Origin of the sequence: Burkholderia sp. Bp8986 (assembly GCF_003854225.1) — a bacterium.
In the GTDB taxonomy this organism is placed as follows: domain Bacteria; phylum Pseudomonadota; class Gammaproteobacteria; order Burkholderiales; family Burkholderiaceae; genus Burkholderia.
Genome location: NZ_QTQM01000038.1, coordinates 63,183 through 78,647, shown reverse-complemented (window position 1 = coordinate 78,647; position 15,465 = coordinate 63,183). Strand labels below are relative to the sequence as shown.

Genomic DNA, 15,465 nt, shown 5'->3' with positions numbered 1-15,465 from the left:
TGCGAAGCAACGTGACAACCCTCTTTGCCTGATGACCATAGCGAGTCGGTCCCACCCCTTCCCATCCCGAACAGGACCGTGAAACGACTCTACGCCGATGATAGTGCGGATTCCCGTGTGAAAGTAGGTAATCGTCAGGCTCCCTAAGCCAGAAACCCCCGCCCGAAAGGCGGGGGTTTTTGCATTTGCGGCAAAGAAACGCGTGCGCAATGGCGAAGTGCAACGTGGCTGGAACTGGGGTGCCGATGGCGTTAATTCATGTACCCACGGTGCTCGAACCCCCCACCACTTTGCCCACCGAGATCTACCCGGTACATCCTTCTCCAGATCACACCAATCCGCCGTCTGTCAGCACCAGTCAATGTCGCGGCGTGTGACGATGACGTCATACTGGCCGACGATGCGTGACGTTGGTCCACAATTGTCTGGAAATGCCACTTTGCAGCGGAATCCCCCGGCTTGATCCATCCGTCCCTCGAAGTGTCACGTCGACCTGCTCGTGTGCACCATTCGGCCAACGCGGCGCAATATCGTCATAAAAATCTATGCGCATAAAGTCCATTCGCGCGACATGCCCGACAGAGCGGACAATCAATCCTTCAGGGTAATATCGCCACTCGTCCCGATTACCGGCCTCGTCTGCACCTGCCGGAACTCGGCATCCTCGCATTCCGTTTCCTGTACCGTTCATGACTGACAGCCCTGCCCAAGGTGGTCGGACGACCGACTTCCTGCCGTACCTCGTCGCCGCAACGTTCTTCATGGAGTATCTCGACACGACCGTGATCGCGACCGCGTTGCCGCAGATGGCGCGCTCGTTCGGCGTCGGGCCGAACGCGTTGAGCCTCGGGATGACAGCCTACATGCTGGCGCTCGCGGTGTTCATCCCGATCAGCGGCTGGATCGCGGATCGCTATGGCTCGCGTACGGTGTTCGCCACGGCCATCTTCGTCTTTACCGGTGCGTCGGTGCTGTGCGGGCTGTCCGAGGGCGTGGTGACGTTCACGGCCGCGCGACTGCTGCAGGGTGTCGGCGGGGCGATGATGGTGCCGGTCGGACGGATGATCGTCGTGCGCAGCACCGAGAAGGCCAGGCTGATGCGTGCGATCGCGACGATTACGTGGCCGGGCATCGTCGCGCCGGTCGTCGGGCCGCCGATCGGTGGCTTCATCACGACCTACGCGTCATGGCGATGGATCTTCCTTTTGAATGTCCCGTTCGGCATCGCTGCGCTCGTCTGTACCTGGCTGATCGTCCGGAATACGCGGGCCGATGAGCAACGGCCGCTTGACTGGGTCGGGTTCGTGCTGGCCGGCGGAGCGTTGACCTGTCTGCTGATCGGTACCGAAGCGGCCGGCCAGCAGGACGTCGACTTCACGCGCGCGGGCATTCTGGTGGGGGCGAGCGTGCTGTTCGGCATCGCCGCGTGGATGCACGCGCAACGCTGCGCGCACCCGCTGCTCGATTTCACGACGCTGAAGGTGCCGACGTTCTCGGTGACGGTGATCACCGGCTCGATCACGCGGATGGCGATCAACGCCGTGCCATATCTGCTGCCGCTGCTGTTCCAGATCGGCTTCGGGCTGTCGCCGTTCCAGTCCGGCCTGCTGCTGCTCGCGAGCGCGCTCGGCAATCTCGGGATGAAGGCGGGAACGTCGTGGATCCTCGACCGCTTCGGTTTCCGGCGCGTTGCGCTCGTCGACGTGACGATCGTCGGAATCTTCACGATCGCGTGCGGCTGGCTGACCGCGTCGACGCCGCTGGCGATCACGCTGTTCGTCGTATTCGTCTACGGGCTCACGCGGTCGATGCAGTTCACGACGCTCGCGACGCTGGCGTATGCGGATATCCCGGCCCGGCAGACGAGCGCGGCCAGCACGCTGTGGAGCGCCGCGCAGCAGATGACGATCGGGATGGGGATCGCATTCGGTGCGTTGTCGCTGCGGCTCGCGGCGTTGGTACGTGGCGACGCGGCCGGCATGCACTACGTACTCGACGATTTTCGCTGGGCGTTCGTTGCGGCGGGCGTGCTCGCGCTGCTGACGCTGCCGGGCTATGCGCGGCTGGCTTCCGATGCTGGCGACCGCCTGCGGGCAAATGTGGCCCGAGGGTAGGCCGGATCTCGCGTTGTCTTGGCGTCGCGACAGGTGAGGGCGGCGGCTTTTCGTTGCTCACCTGAAACATCGATCGGTCGAGGCGACGATGGTCCGACGGGCGGCACAACCCGTTATCCGTTACCACGAGCGATGAGCGGACCGTACGGCGACGGCAGGGTGCAACGAGCCTCGAGCACCGACGTGCGGTGCCGGTTGCACGACCCTGTCCGCGTGCCGAATGGCGCGACAGCGTCATGTTCGTTCCGCGGGCCGTCACTGTGCGTCATGGAAGATGATGCCGACCGTGTGGCGGTGGCCGCTTCGAATTCTGCTCACACCATGGCGCAAGTTGACGCGGTAGACGCCGCGCGTTCCCTGCACGGGCCTGCCGTGCACGGCGAAGATCACCGCGTCGCCTTGCATGAGCGGCACCACTTCCGCGCGTGACTGCATGCGTGGCCGCTGTTCCGTCAGCACGAACTCGCCGCCCGTGAAATCCCGCCCGGGTGCCGACAACAGGATCGCGACCTGGAGCGGAAAGACATGCTCGCCATACAGGTCTTGATGGAGACAGTTGTAGTCGTCCGGCCCGTATTGCAGGATCAGCGGCGTCGGGCGTGTCTGCCCCGCCGCGTGGCAGCGATCGAGAAAGGTCCGGTGCTCTTTCGGATAGCGGACGTCGCTCCCGAGTGCCTGGTTCCAGCGATTCGCGATCGGCGCGAGATGCGGATAGAGCGTCGCACGCAACTCGGCGACGACCGCGGGCAGCGGGTACGCGAAGTATTTGTATTCGCCGCGCCCGAACCCGTGCCGTGCCATCACGACGCGTGAACGGTAGAGTGCATCCCGCGCATAGAGCGAGGCGAGCGCATCGCACTCGCTTGTGGAGATCAGGCCTGGTACCCGCGCACATCCGTAGCGATCGAGCTCGACATCGACGGTCGACCAGTCGATTGCGTCGACGCGTTGCGCGATGTCCGGCGATTCGACGGCAGGTTGCAGATCGGCGATATTCACGGGCATCCCTCGGTTCGTCAGCAGTGTGGCGCCGTACGGTCGCGCGAAATACTCGCCAGCGTCGCGTGCACGGTTGAAGCCACGATGAAAGTCGATGAACCCAGTCTAGCGGCGTCCGCGTGCCGGCGCGCTCCAGATCTTGCGCTTCAATTCGGAAGGGAGGGGAGGAGAGAAAGTTGGGAGCGCGGCGCGGACACATCGGATGCCGCGATGTGTCGGAGCGGAGAAGCGCAGAAGCGCAGAAGCGCAGAAGCGGAGAAGCGGAGAAGCGGAGAAGCGGAGAAGCGGAGAAGCGGAGAAGCGGAGAAGCGGAGAAGCGGAGAAGCGGAGAAGCGCAGAAGCACAGAAGCAGAGAAGCGACTGCGGAACCTTCCACGGCAGGCGACCGGTTTTCACCGGCCACGCGCCGCTTCCCCGATCAAGCCACCGACCGGAACAACCAGTAGAGCCCGCCAGCCAGTACGATCGACGCGGGCAGCGTCAGCACCCACGCGAGCACGAGGCTGCGCACCGTGCTCCACTGCAACCCGGATCCGTTCGCCGCCATCGTGCCCGCGACACCCGACGACAGCACGTGCGTCGTCGACACGGGCAGCCCGTACACGTCGGCGGCGCCGATCGTCAGCATCGCGACGAGTTCGGCCGACGCGCCCTGCCCATACGTCAAATGCTGCTTGCCGATTTTCTCGCCGACGGTCACGACGATCCGTTTCCAGCCGACCATCGTGCCGAGGCCCAGTGCGATCGCGACAGCCACCTTCACCCAGGTCGGAATGAACTTGGTCGCGTGGTCGAGCTGCTTGCGATAGTTGTCGATCGCGAGCTTGTCGTCGGCGGCGAACGCGGGCTGCCCCGACTTCTCGATCAGGCGAATGGCTTCGGACACCAGATACATCGTGTTGCGCACGTTGTCGACGTCGCGTTGCGGCACCGCCGCCATCGACCCCGACGCGCCGACCGCGTTCGCGAGCGACGCGGACAGCTGCTGCACGGCCGGCAGCACCGCGGGCGTCAGTTCACGATGCTGCACGTAGTGTTCGACGTCGGCACGCGGGTTCGCGGACGGCGCGACGCCGTTCGTGTACTTCCCGAACGTCGCGGCAGCCTGGTTCGCGACGGCGACGAAGGTCTGCGTTTCGGCCGGCGTGACGGCCTTGTTCAGCGCATACGCAGTCGGCACCGTGCCGATCAGGATCAGCATGATGAGGCCCATCCCTTTCTGCCCGTCGTTCGACCCGTGCGCGAACGACACGCCCGTGCAGGTCAGGATCAGCAGGCAGCGAATCCAGAACGGCGGCGGCTGATCCTTCGGCGGCTCCTTGTACAACTCCGGAACCCGCACGAGCGCCTTCAGCACGAGCAGCAGCAGTGCCGCGCACAGGAAGCCGACGATCGGCGAGAACAGCAGCGACTTGCCGACGCCGAGCGCCTGGGCCCAGTCGACACCGCTCGTGCCCGACGGCCCGTGCATCAGCTGGTTCATCAGACCGACGCCGATGATCGACCCGATCAGCGTATGCGAGCTCGACGACGGCAATCCGAAATACCAGGTCGCGAGGTTCCACACAATCGCGGCGATCAGCAGCGCGAACACCATCGCGAAGCCTGCGCCGCTGCCGACCTGCAGGATCAGCTCGACCGGCAGCAACTGCAGGATGCCGAACGCGACGGCGCCGCTCGAGACCATCACGCCGAGGAAGTTCCACATGCCGGACCAGATCACCGCGACGTTCGGCGTCAGCGAGTGCGTATAGATCACGGTGGCGACCGCGTTTGCAGTGTCGTGGAAGCCGTTGACGAATTCGAAGCCGAGCGCGATCAGCAGCGCGGCGCCGAGCATCAGGTACGGAAACAGCGAGCCTTCGCGGACCGGCGACAGGTCGGCGATCAGGTGCGTGGCGATATAGAGGGCGCCGAACGCGAGCACCAGCAGAAAGACGGCATAGCCGACCTGCCTGGTGCGTTCGACGGAACCCGAATTGTTCGGTGCGGACGAAGCAGGTTGATTCATGACGGCATCTCGTAAGGGAACCGCGTCCGATCCTAGCTTTCGCTACCAGTCAGTTTGATGACAGTCGGGACGTCGAATCATCGTCTTACGGATGTGTAAGGGGAGGGTGCCGTGACGTCGAATTGCGACATGTCGTGCCAGCTCGCGTCGTCATCCATTTCGTGAACAGGCCCGCGCACCGGCATGCGGGCCGCGGGAAGCGCGCACGGCGCGAGCGCCGCTAGCGCAGCATGCGCGGCGCGCTCCATGTCGATTCACGCGCCAGCGCGACGAATGCGGCCAGATAGTCGATCGACGCATCCGCCTCGCGGATGCCGAGGAAGATCTGTTTCGCGATCCCTTTCTTGCCGAGCTTGACCGGCACGACCGGCATCCGGTCCGCGTATTCGTCTGCAAGCCATCTTGGCAGCGCGGCCACGCCGCGCCCGCTCGCCACCATCTGCAGCATGATGTCGGTCGTCTCGATCGACTTGTGACGCCGCGGCACGATGCCGGCCGGCGTCAGGAACTGGTTGTAGATGTCGAGCCGGTCGGTCTCGACCGGGTAGGTGATCAGGATCTCGTCGGTCAGCTGCTCGGGCGTCACGTAGTCGGCGTTCGCGAAACGGTGCGCGTCCGCGACCACCAGCACCTGTTCGTAGTCGAACACGGGATCGAAGCGCAGGCCCGGCTTGTTCAGCGGGTCGGGCGTCACGAGCACGTCGATGTCATGGCCGAACAGCGCTCCGATGCCGCCGAACTGGAAGCGCTGCTTCACGTCGACGTCGACGTCCGGCCAGCGCGACAGGTACGGCGACACGACCTTCAGCAGCCACTGGTAGCACGGATGGCACTCCATCCCGATGCGCAGCGTGCCGCGCTCGCCCTTCGCGTACTGCTTCATGCGCTCCTCGGCGAGTTCGAACTGCGGCAGCAGCCGGTTCGCCAGCCTCAGCAGATACTGCCCGCCCTGCGTGAGCCGCAGGCCGCGGCCTTCGCGGTCCCAGATCGGCGTGCCGAGTTGCTGCTCGATTTTCCGGACGGTATGGCTGAGCGCCGATTGCGTGAGATGCAGCGCGTTGGCGGCCGCGGTCAACGAGCCCTGGCGCTCGACTTCGCGGATCACGACGAGATGGAATCGTTCCAGCATGGGTATCGCTTGCCCGACAGATACATGAACAGATTTAATGGATGAATGAAATAATGCCATTTTATTTCATGGGATGAAATCCCTATGATGGCTGCCGGATCGACTATTTCTTCAGGACGGCAGCTTCATGGTTACGACCCACAACCTCGGTTTTCCGCGCATCGGCGCGAAGCGCGAACTCAAATTCGGTCTCGAACGCTACTGGAAGGGCGAGTCGTCGCGCGACGCGCTGAAGGCACTCGGCGCCGAACTTCGCCAGCGCCACTGGAACGACCAGCGCGACCTCGATCTCGTGCCGATCGGCGATTTCGCGTTCTACGACCAGGTGCTCGACATGAGCTTCACGCTCGGCAACCTGCCGAAACGCGTGCAGGACTTCCATGGCGATGCGCTCGACAACTATTTCCGCGTCGCGCGCGGCCGCTCGGCGCAGTCGGCGGAAGCACACGCGGCATGCTGCGGCGGAGTCGCGGCCGGTGAAATGACGAAGTGGTTCGACACGAACTATCACTACATCGTCCCGGAATTCCATGCGGATACGAACTTCTCGCTCGATCCGTCGCGCCTGCTCCAGCAACTGGCGGAAGCGCAGGCGCAGGGCGTCGCCGCGAAGCCGGTGATCCTCGGCCCCGTCACGTATCTGTGGCTCGGCAAGGCGAAGGACGATTCCGATCGTCTCGCGCTGCTGCCGAAGCTGTTGCCGGTATATGGCGCGCTGCTCGACACGCTGACCGCGCAAGGCGTCGAATGGGTGCAGATCGACGAGCCGATCCTCGTGACCGAGCTCGACGCCGCCTGGCGCCAAGCGCTGCGCACGGCATACGACGCGCTCGAGACGCGCCGCATCAAGCTGCTGCTCGCGACGTATTTCGGCCAGCTTCAGGACAACCTGGCGCTCGCGGCCTCGCTGTCGGTCGACGGCCTGCATGTCGACGCGATCAACGCCCGCGACGAAATCGACGCACTCGTGCGCGAACTGCCGCCCGGGCGCGTGCTGTCGGTCGGCGCGATCAACGGACGCAACATCTGGAAGACGGACCTGAACGCGGCGCTCGACTGGCTCGAGCCGCTCGCGAAGCAACTGGGCGAGCGCCTGTGGCTCGCGCCGTCATGCTCGCTGCTGCACGTGCCGGTCGATCTCGCGAGCGAGCAGACGCTCGACGAGGAGATCCGCTCGTGGCTCGCGTTCGCGCTGCAGAAGCTCGACGAACTGAAGCTGCTCGCGACCGCGCTGAACGAAGGCCGCGACGAGGTGGCCGACGCGCTCGCCGCGAACGCGGCCGCGATCGGCTCGCGCCGCCGCTCGCCGCGCGTGAACAACCCGGCGGTGAAGGCCGCGATCGCGCGCATCGACGCGCAGCTCGGCAACCGTGCGAGCCCGTACCCGCAGCGTGCGCCGAAGCAGTCGGCGCGCCTGAACCTGCCGGCCTTCCCGACGACGACGATCGGCTCGTTCCCGCAGACTGCCGAGATCCGTCAGGCGCGCAGCCGGTTCAAGGCCGGCGCGCTGGATGAAGCCGGCTACCGCGCGGCGATGCAGGCGGAAATCGCGCGCAGCGTGCGCGAACAGGAATCGCTCGAGCTCGACGTGCTCGTGCACGGCGAAGCCGAACGCAACGACATGGTCGAATACTTCGGCGAGCAGCTCGACGGCTACGCATTCAGCCAGTTCGGCTGGGTGCAGTCGTACGGTTCGCGCTGCGTGAAGCCGCCGATCCTGTTCGGCGACATCAGCCGCCCGAAGGCGATGACGGTCGAATGGATCACGTACGCGCAGTCGCTGACGAACAAGCCGATGAAGGGCATGCTGACCGGCCCGGTGACGATCCTGAACTGGTCGTTCGTGCGCGACGACCAGCCGCGTTCGGTGTCGTGCCATCAGCTCGCGCTGGCGATCCGCGACGAAGTGCTGGATCTCGAGCAGGCCGGCGTGCGCGTGATCCAGATCGACGAGGCCGCGCTGCGCGAAGGGCTGCCGCTGCGTCGCGCGCAATGGGGCGCGTACCTGAAGTGGGCGATCGAGTCGTTCCGCATCGCCGCGAACGGTGTGCGGGACGATACGCAGATTCATACGCACATGTGCTATTCGGAGTTCAACGACATCATCGCGTCGATCGCCGACATGGATGCGGACGTGATCACGATCGAGACGTCGCGCTCGGACATGGAGCTGCTCGACGCGTTCGACAGCTTCAGGTATCCGAATGAGATCGGGCCGGGCGTGTACGACATCCATTCGCCGAACATCCCGACGCAGGATCACATCGTCGGCCTGATGAAGAAGGCGGCGGAGCGGATTCCGGCGGAGCGCCTGTGGGTGAACCCGGACTGCGGGCTGAAGACGCGTCAGTGGGCGGAAGTGCTTCCGGCGCTGACGAACATGGTCGCTGCGGCGAAGACGCTGCGCAGCCAGGCGCAATGACGCGCGAACGCTGCGCGCCGGCCGTCCCGATCGACGATCGGGCGGCAAACAAGCGGCCCGCATGTGCGGGCCGTTTGTCGCAATGAATGTTCGGGGCAAGGCGGGGCGTTGCGGCGTACCGCCCGACGCCCGACGCAAACGGGCAGGCGATGTCGCCTGCCCGTTTGCGTGAGGTTACGCGGTACGCGCACCGCTCGGCAGCGCTTCGTCCGCCCTGCCGAGCGCGCCGGCATCGTCGATGCTGACGCGGCGCGAGATCAGCCACACGCACACCGACGACAGCACGGCGGCGCTCGTGTACTGGATCGCGAGCGGCCACCATTGCGGCGCGGTGTTCTGCGCGATCAGCGTGGCGACGAGCGGCGTGAGACCGCCGGCGAGCGCGCCGCACACCTGGTACGCGATCGAGATCGCCGTATAGCGGATGCGCGCGATGAAGATGCCGCTGACGAAACCGGCGACCACCGAGTAGTAGCCCGATTCGGCGAGCGTCGCGAGGCCGACGCCGACCGTGATCGACAGCGGCGTGCCCAGGTGCACGAGCGGCAGCATCACGAACGGCACGATCGCGGCCCATGCGCCGGTGACCAGCAGCACGCGCGTCGTGCCGAAGCGCTGCGCGAGGAACGCGGCGGCGAGTTGCACGACGAACTGCAGCACCGCGACGATCGTCATGCAATGCAGCACCATCGACCGGTCGAGCGACAGGAATTGCGTCGCATAGCTGATCATGAAGATGTTGCTGAAATACACGCCGGCGATGCCGTACACGTTCGCGCCGATCGCGAGCAGCAGCAGCGGCCAGTACTTGAGCGCTTCACGCAGCGGCTTTTGCGCGATGTTGCCGCTCTTCCTGACTTCCTCGAACTCGGGCGACTCGGACACGCTCGCGCGGATCACGAAGCCGACCGCCAGCAGCACGGCGCTCGCAAGGAACGGCACGCGCCAGCCCCAGCTCATCATGTCGTCCTTCGACAGCGTGCTGATCGCGCCGAACGCGAGCATCGACAGGATCAGGCCGCTCGCGCTGCCGAGCTGCGCGAACGACGCGAAGAACGTGCGCTTGCCTTCGGGCGCATGCTCGCCGGCGAGCAGCACCGCGCCGCCCCATTCGCCGCCGACGGCGATGCCTTGCAGCACGCGCATCAGCACCAGCAGGATCGGCGCGATCACACCGGCCTGCGCATGGGTCGGCAGCAGGCCGATCGCGACCGTCGACACGGCCATCAGCATCAGCGTCGCGAGCAGCGAGCGCTTGCGGCCGAAGCGGTCGCCGAGATAGCCGAACATCACGCCGCCGAGCGGCCGCGCGAAGAAGCCGACCGCGAACGAGCCGAACGACGCGAGCAGGCTGACGAAACGGCTTTCACCGGGGAAGAACAGCGGCCCGAACACGATGGCGGCGGCGGTCGCGTAGCTATAGAAGTCGTACCATTCGATCGTGGTGCCGACGAACGAAGCGAGCGCCGCCCGCTTCGGTTGCTTGACGGATGTCCCCATCTGTTATGTGCTCCTCTGGAATTCTCTGATTTGGAATGGGTCGCGTGCCGGGATCAGTCGCGATAGGCGACGCCGGGCAGCACGCACAGCAGCTCGTACGCGAGGTTCGCGCCGAGCAGGGCCGTGGTGCCGAACGGGTCGTACGGCGGCGCCACTTCGACGAGATCGCAGCCGACGATGTTCAGCCCCTTCGCGCCGCGGATGATCTCGAGCGCCTGCGGCACCGTGAGGCCCGCGATTTCCGGCGTGCCGGTGCCCGGTGCGTAGGCCGGGTCGATGCCGTCGATGTCGAAGCTGATGTAGACGGGCGTGTCGCCGATGCGCGCGCGCACTTCTTCCATCAGCGGCGCGAGCGACTTGTTCCAGCATTCCTCGGCCTGGACCACGCGGAAGCCCTGCTCGCGGCACCAGTCGAAATCCTCGGCCGCGTAGCCGGTGCCGCGCAGGCCGATTTGCGTGACCTTGTCGCCGTGCAGCAGGCCTTCCTCGACCGCGCGGCGGAACGGCGTGCCGTGCGCGATCTTTTCGCCCATCATCGTGTCGTTCACGTCGGCGTGTGCATCGACGTGGATCAATGCGACCTTGCCGTGCTTGCGGTGGATCGCGCGCAGGATCGGCAGCGCGATCGTATGGTCGCCGCCGAGCGTGACCGGCTTGCAGTCGTGCTCGAGAATCGCGTCGTATGCAGCCTCGATGCGCGCGATCGAATCGTGCAGGTTGTACGGGTTGATCGCGACGTCGCCGATATCGGCAACCTGCAGCGAATCGAAGGGCGCGGCGCGCGTGGCCATGTTGTACGGGCGCAGCAGCACGGATTCCGTGCGGATCTGGCGCGGGCCGAAGCGCGCGCCGGTGCGGTTGGAGGTGCCGAGGTCGAACGGCACGCCGACGAAACAGGCGTCGAGGCCGGCTGCGCTCGCCACGTGCGGCAGGCGCATCATCGTCGCGATGCCGCCGCTGCGCGGCATTTCATTGCCGCCGAGCGGCTGGAAATGGGTGTGGTCGTTCATGGGCTTGTCTCTTCCGATGTGGGGTTGCCGTATCATTCGACGCGGCCTGGCACATAGTTTTACGCGTCCGGCCGGAAAGAAGAATGCGAAGATATCGACGTAAACATCGATTTTCATCGATGTATGGAAGGGGAACAAAAGGGGAATAGCGTGCTGGGGAATCTGTCGACCCTCGATCTGCGGTTGATCCGCGTGTTTCTCGCGGTCACGGACGCGGGCGGCGTGTCGGCCGCGCAAGCGATCCTGAACGTCGGCCAGTCGACGATCAGCGCGCAGCTGTCGTCGCTCGAGACACGGCTCGGCTACCGGCTCTGCGAGCGCGGCCGCAGCGGCTTCCGGCTCACGCCGAAAGGCGAGCGGTTCCACGCGATGAGCCGCAAGCTGCTCGCCGCGCTCGACGAATTCGGGATGGCGGCGCGGCACATGGACCGCCAGCTGGTCGGCACGTTGCACATCGGCCTGATCGGCCATACGCCGGTCAGCCAGAACGCACGGATCGCCGAGGCGATCGCCGCGTTTCGCACGCGCGACGAGGCCGTGCGCTTCTCGATCTCGGTGCGCGCGCCGGGCGATCTCGAGGAAAAGCTGCTGAGCAACGAGATCCAGATCGCGGTCGGCTATTTCTGGCACCGCGTGCCGTCGCTGCACTACACGCCGCTGTTCATCGAGCGGCAGGTGGCGTACTGCGGGCGCGGCCATCCGCTGTTCGAACGCGCCGGCGCGCTGACGCCGGCCGACGTCGCGGGATTCGAATGGGCGTGGCGCTCGTATCCGCTGCCGGAGGCACAGATGTCGACGACGCCCGATCGCGTGACGGCGACCGCCGACAACATGGAGGCCGTCGCGCTGCTGATCCTGTCAGGCCATCACCTCGGCTACCTGCCGCAGCACTTTGCGGCGCCGTATGTCGCGCAGGGGCTGCTTGCGCCGCTCAATCCGGACCAGCTGCACTACGACGTCACGTTCCACATGGTCGTGGCGCGCGACGGGCGCGGCGATCCGCTCGTCGAAGCGTTTCTCGAGGATCTCGAGCGCGCGCATCAAACGCCCGATGTCGTGTGAAGTCGCGTGAGGTCGCCTGAGGCCGGCAACGTGAACGAATGTCACGCCGGAGCGGGTCACAGCCGCATCACGGCACCGGCAACCCCGCATCGTGCTTCACCTCCCGCAACGACAACGCCGATTCGATCGACGTGACGCCCGGCAGCATCCGCAGCGAGTCGCGCAGGAACGTACCGTAGTCGTCGAGATCGCGCGCGACCACCTGCAGCAGGTAGTCGGCCGTGCCGGCGACGTTGTGGCACGCGAGGATCCGCTCGATGCCGAGCACTTCCCGTTCGAACCGGTCGGCGACCTTGCGGTCGTGCGTCGCGAACCGCACGAGCACGAATGCGACGACGCCGAAGCCGAGCGCCTGGCGCGACAGCTGCGCGCGGTAGCGCTCGATGTAGCCGTCGTTTTCGAGACGCTTCAGGCGCCGTGCGCAGGGCGTCTCGGACAGGCCGACGGAATCGGCGAGACGCGCGATCGGCAGGCGGCCGTCGCGCTGCACCGCGGCGAGGATCGCGCGATCGGTTTTGTCGAGTTCGGTCATGTTGGCGGAATCCTTGTCTGAATTCCGTGATTGTGGCGGATTCCGCTATGTAGCGCCAATTTCGAGCCAAAGATGGCCAATAATCGCTCTCCCTTCAGCGGCAACATATCGTCACTGAAGAACGGGGGCAGACCATGATTTCCACGCATTTGCTGTTGATTTATCTCGCCGCGCTGGCGGCCATCTACGCGGTGCCCGGGCCCGACATGGCGCTCGTGCTGCAGACCAGCATCGGCCGCGGCGTGCGCCCGGGCATGGCGGCGGCGGCCGGCCTGTCGCTGTCGCGCACCGCGCACGTGACGCTGTCCGCCTGCGGCGTCGCGGCGCTGATCCGCAGCGCACCGTGGCTGTATGAAGTGATCCGCTACGGCGGCGCGCTTTATCTCGCTTACGTCGCGATCCAGGTGTTCCGCTCGCCGGTGTTCGCGCTCGGCGACGGCGATGGGGCGGCGCCGGGCGAACTGCGGCAGTCGTTCTTCAAGGGGCTGCTGACGAACCTGCTGAATCCGAAGGCACTGCTGTTCTGCTCGGTGCTGCTGCCGCAGTTCGTGCGCCCCGAGGCAGGGCCCGTCGTGTGGCAGATGTTCGAGCTCGGCGCGCTGCTCGTCGCGGCCGGCGTGTGTTTCGACCTCGCATGCGTGTTCGGCGCGTCGCGCATCGCGGCGTGGATGCGCGCGCATCCGCTCGCGCAGACGGTCCAGCGCTGGACGTTTTCCGCGGCGCTGATCGGGTTCGCGCTGCGCCTGTCGATGGATTGAGCTGCGGCATTGCATCACGGCCGCGCGGTCGACTTGCCGCGCGGCCGTGATGCGCTGCCGAACGCGGGCCCGCGCGCCATGCCGGGCTTCGCGCGCATGCCTTGGAGCGGAAGGGCGTGCGCGTAAATCATCTGACTGATCTAAACTCCCTGTAACTTCGCGCTTTCGCGAACCGACTGACCGAACGGAACCGACTTCCGCCGGCTATGTCCGATTTCCTGGCTGTTCCGTGCAACGCGGTACCAAGGAGGGTCTGAACATGGCAAGGCATCTTCACGCCGACCGTGAACCCCGGATCGTCGCCGAGTCGAAGTGTCTCGGCCCCTGCGATCCGGCAGAACGTATCCACGTCACGATCATGTTGCGGCGGCAGGAAGAAGGGCAACTCGACACGTTGGTCCAGCAGCTCGCCACCGGCGACGCACAGGCGAAACCGCTGTCGCGCGAAGCGTTCGCGCAGCGTTTCTCCGCCAATCCCGACGACATTCGCAAGACCGAGGACTTCGCGCGCCGTCACCAGCTCACGGTCGATCGCGTCGATCCGGTCGAAAGCGTCGTCGTGCTGTCCGGCTCGATCCAGCAGTTCGAAGCGGCATTCAGCGTGAAGCTCGAGCGTTTCGAGCATCGTTCGATCGGCCAGTACCGCGGCCGCTCGGGCCCGATCGCGCTGCCGGACGAGCTCGGCGATGCCGTCACGGCCGTGCTCGGCCTCGACAGCCGTCCGCAGGCGCGGCCGCACTTCCGGCTGCGTCCGCCGTTCCAGCCCGCGCGCGGCGCGCCCGCCGTCACGTTCACGCCGATCCAGCTCGCGTCGCTGTACGGCTTTCCGGCCGGCGACGGTGCAGGGCAATGCATCGCGATCGTCGAACTCGGCGGCGGCTATCGCGCAGCCGATATCCAGCAGTATTTCCGCGGGCTCGGCATCAAGACGCCGCCGACGCTCGTCGACGTGAACGTCGGTACCGGCCGCAATGCGCCGACCGGCGAGACGAACGGCCCGGACGGCGAAGTCGCGCTCGACATCGAGATAGCCGGTGCGATCGCGCCCGCCGCGAAGCTCGCCGTCTATTTCGCGCCGAACAGCGACGCGGGCTTCATCCGGGCCGTCAACGCGGCCGTCACCGACAAGACCAACCGGCCGTCGGTGATCTCGATCAGCTGGGGCGGCCCGGAAGCGATCTGGCAGGCGCAGTCGGCGCATGCGTTCAACCGCGTGCTGCAGGCGGCCGCCGCGCAGGGGATCACGGTATGCGCGGCGTCGGGCGACAGCGGCTCGGGCGACGGGCTGCAGGACGGCACGGATCACGTCGACTTTCCGGCGTCGAGTCCGTACGTGCTCGGCTGCGGCGGCACGCAGCTCGATGCGCTGCCGGGGCAGGGCATTCGCAGCGAAGTCGCGTGGAACGACGAGGCGGCCGGCGGCGGCGCGGGCGGCGGCGGTGTCAGCACGCTGTTCGACCTGCCGGCGTGGCAGCAGGGATTGACCGTCACGCTCGCCGACGGCAGCACCACGCCGCTCACGAAGCGCGGCGTGCCGGACGTCGCCGCCGATGCATCGCCGCAGACGGGCTACGAGGTGTCGGTCGCCGGCACGGTCGCGGTGATGGGCGGCACGAGCGCGGTCGCGCCGTTGTGGGCCGCGCTGATCGCGCGGATCAATGCGGCGGCGAGTGCGGCGGCGAGTGCGGCGGCCGGCTGGATCAACCCGGCGCTGTACAAGAATCCTGGCGCGTTGCGCGACATCACGAAAGGCTCGAACGGCACGTATGCCGCCGCGTCCGGCTGGGATGCGTGTACGGGCCTCGGCAGCCCCGACGGCGCGAAACTCGCGGCGATCCTCGCGCGCAAGCCGTCGAGCTGACGCGCCGGCACCGGCCTTTCCACGCGACGCGGGTTTCCTGCCCGCGTCTTTTTTCACCTCGAGGAGC

The 15,465-nt window shown here is 66.2% G+C and carries 11 protein-coding genes and 1 rRNA gene; 6 read left to right on the top strand and 6 right to left on the bottom strand.

Features of this window, described 5'->3' with window-relative positions; translation table 11 throughout:
• Positions 1–27 precede the first annotated feature (27 nt).
• Positions 28–140: ribosomal RNA gene (gene rrf / locus DID99_RS27555) — 5S ribosomal RNA — on the top strand.
• Between the two features lie 549 nt (positions 141–689).
• Positions 690–2,114, top strand: coding sequence for a DHA2 family efflux MFS transporter permease subunit (locus DID99_RS27550; protein WP_124488700.1), 1,425 nt, complete (start codon positions 690–692; stop codon positions 2,112–2,114).
• A 255-nt stretch (positions 2,115–2,369) separates the two neighbouring features.
• Here the strand turns inward: DID99_RS27550 and DID99_RS27545 are convergent, their stop codons facing one another.
• The 3 genes from DID99_RS27545 to DID99_RS27535 all read right to left on the bottom strand — a co-directional run bounded on the left by DID99_RS27545 (position 2,370) and on the right by DID99_RS27535 (position 6,253).
• Positions 2,370–3,113, bottom strand: a complete 744-nt coding sequence (locus DID99_RS27545) for a 2OG-Fe(II) oxygenase (protein WP_185500328.1) — start codon at positions 3,111–3,113, stop codon at positions 2,370–2,372.
• A gap of 418 nt (positions 3,114–3,531) precedes the next feature.
• On the bottom strand, positions 3,532–5,124 hold the full coding sequence (locus DID99_RS27540) for an inorganic phosphate transporter (RefSeq protein ID WP_124667898.1): 1,593 nt from the start codon (positions 5,122–5,124) through the stop codon (positions 3,532–3,534).
• A gap of 220 nt (positions 5,125–5,344) precedes the next feature.
• Positions 5,345–6,253: a LysR family transcriptional regulator gene (locus DID99_RS27535; RefSeq protein ID WP_124523339.1), complete on the bottom strand. Its 909-nt coding sequence runs from the start codon at positions 6,251–6,253 to the stop codon at positions 5,345–5,347.
• A 127-nt stretch (positions 6,254–6,380) separates the two neighbouring features.
• Between DID99_RS27535 and metE the strand changes: the two genes are divergently transcribed.
• Positions 6,381–8,675, top strand: coding sequence for a 5-methyltetrahydropteroyltriglutamate--homocysteine S-methyltransferase (gene metE, locus DID99_RS27530; protein ID WP_124667897.1), 2,295 nt, complete (start codon positions 6,381–6,383; stop codon positions 8,673–8,675).
• Between the two features lie 174 nt (positions 8,676–8,849).
• Here metE and DID99_RS27525 read toward each other — a convergent pair whose 3' ends face one another.
• The gene (locus tag DID99_RS27525; RefSeq protein ID WP_124667896.1) at positions 8,850–10,175 is read right to left on the bottom strand and encodes an MFS transporter; all 1,326 of its coding nucleotides are present in this window, start codon (positions 10,173–10,175) and stop codon (positions 8,850–8,852) included.
• A 53-nt stretch (positions 10,176–10,228) separates the two neighbouring features.
• Positions 10,229–11,185, bottom strand: coding sequence for an agmatinase (gene speB, locus DID99_RS27520; RefSeq protein ID WP_124488694.1), 957 nt, complete (start codon positions 11,183–11,185; stop codon positions 10,229–10,231).
• Between the two features lie 150 nt (positions 11,186–11,335).
• Between speB and DID99_RS27515 the strand changes: the two genes are divergently transcribed.
• Positions 11,336–12,247 carry a LysR family transcriptional regulator gene (locus DID99_RS27515; protein WP_124667895.1) on the top strand — a complete coding sequence of 304 codons (912 nt, stop codon included), beginning with the start codon at positions 11,336–11,338 and terminating at the stop codon, positions 12,245–12,247.
• A gap of 67 nt (positions 12,248–12,314) precedes the next feature.
• On the opposite strand, the gene DID99_RS27510 is transcribed toward DID99_RS27515, so the two are convergent.
• Positions 12,315–12,779, bottom strand: a complete 465-nt coding sequence (locus DID99_RS27510; protein ID WP_044848788.1) for an Lrp/AsnC family transcriptional regulator — start codon at positions 12,777–12,779, stop codon at positions 12,315–12,317.
• A 134-nt stretch (positions 12,780–12,913) separates the two neighbouring features.
• Between DID99_RS27510 and DID99_RS27505 the strand changes: the two genes are divergently transcribed.
• Together DID99_RS27505 and DID99_RS27500 are read left to right on the top strand one after the other, a co-directional pair.
• Complete coding sequence (locus DID99_RS27505) at positions 12,914–13,537, top strand: LysE family translocator (RefSeq protein WP_124488692.1); 624 nt, start codon at positions 12,914–12,916, stop codon at positions 13,535–13,537.
• Positions 13,538–13,796: 259 nt separating this feature from the next.
• Complete coding sequence (locus DID99_RS27500; protein WP_124667894.1) at positions 13,797–15,398, top strand: protease pro-enzyme activation domain-containing protein; 1,602 nt, start codon at positions 13,797–13,799, stop codon at positions 15,396–15,398.
• Positions 15,399–15,465: the final 67 nt, after the last annotated feature.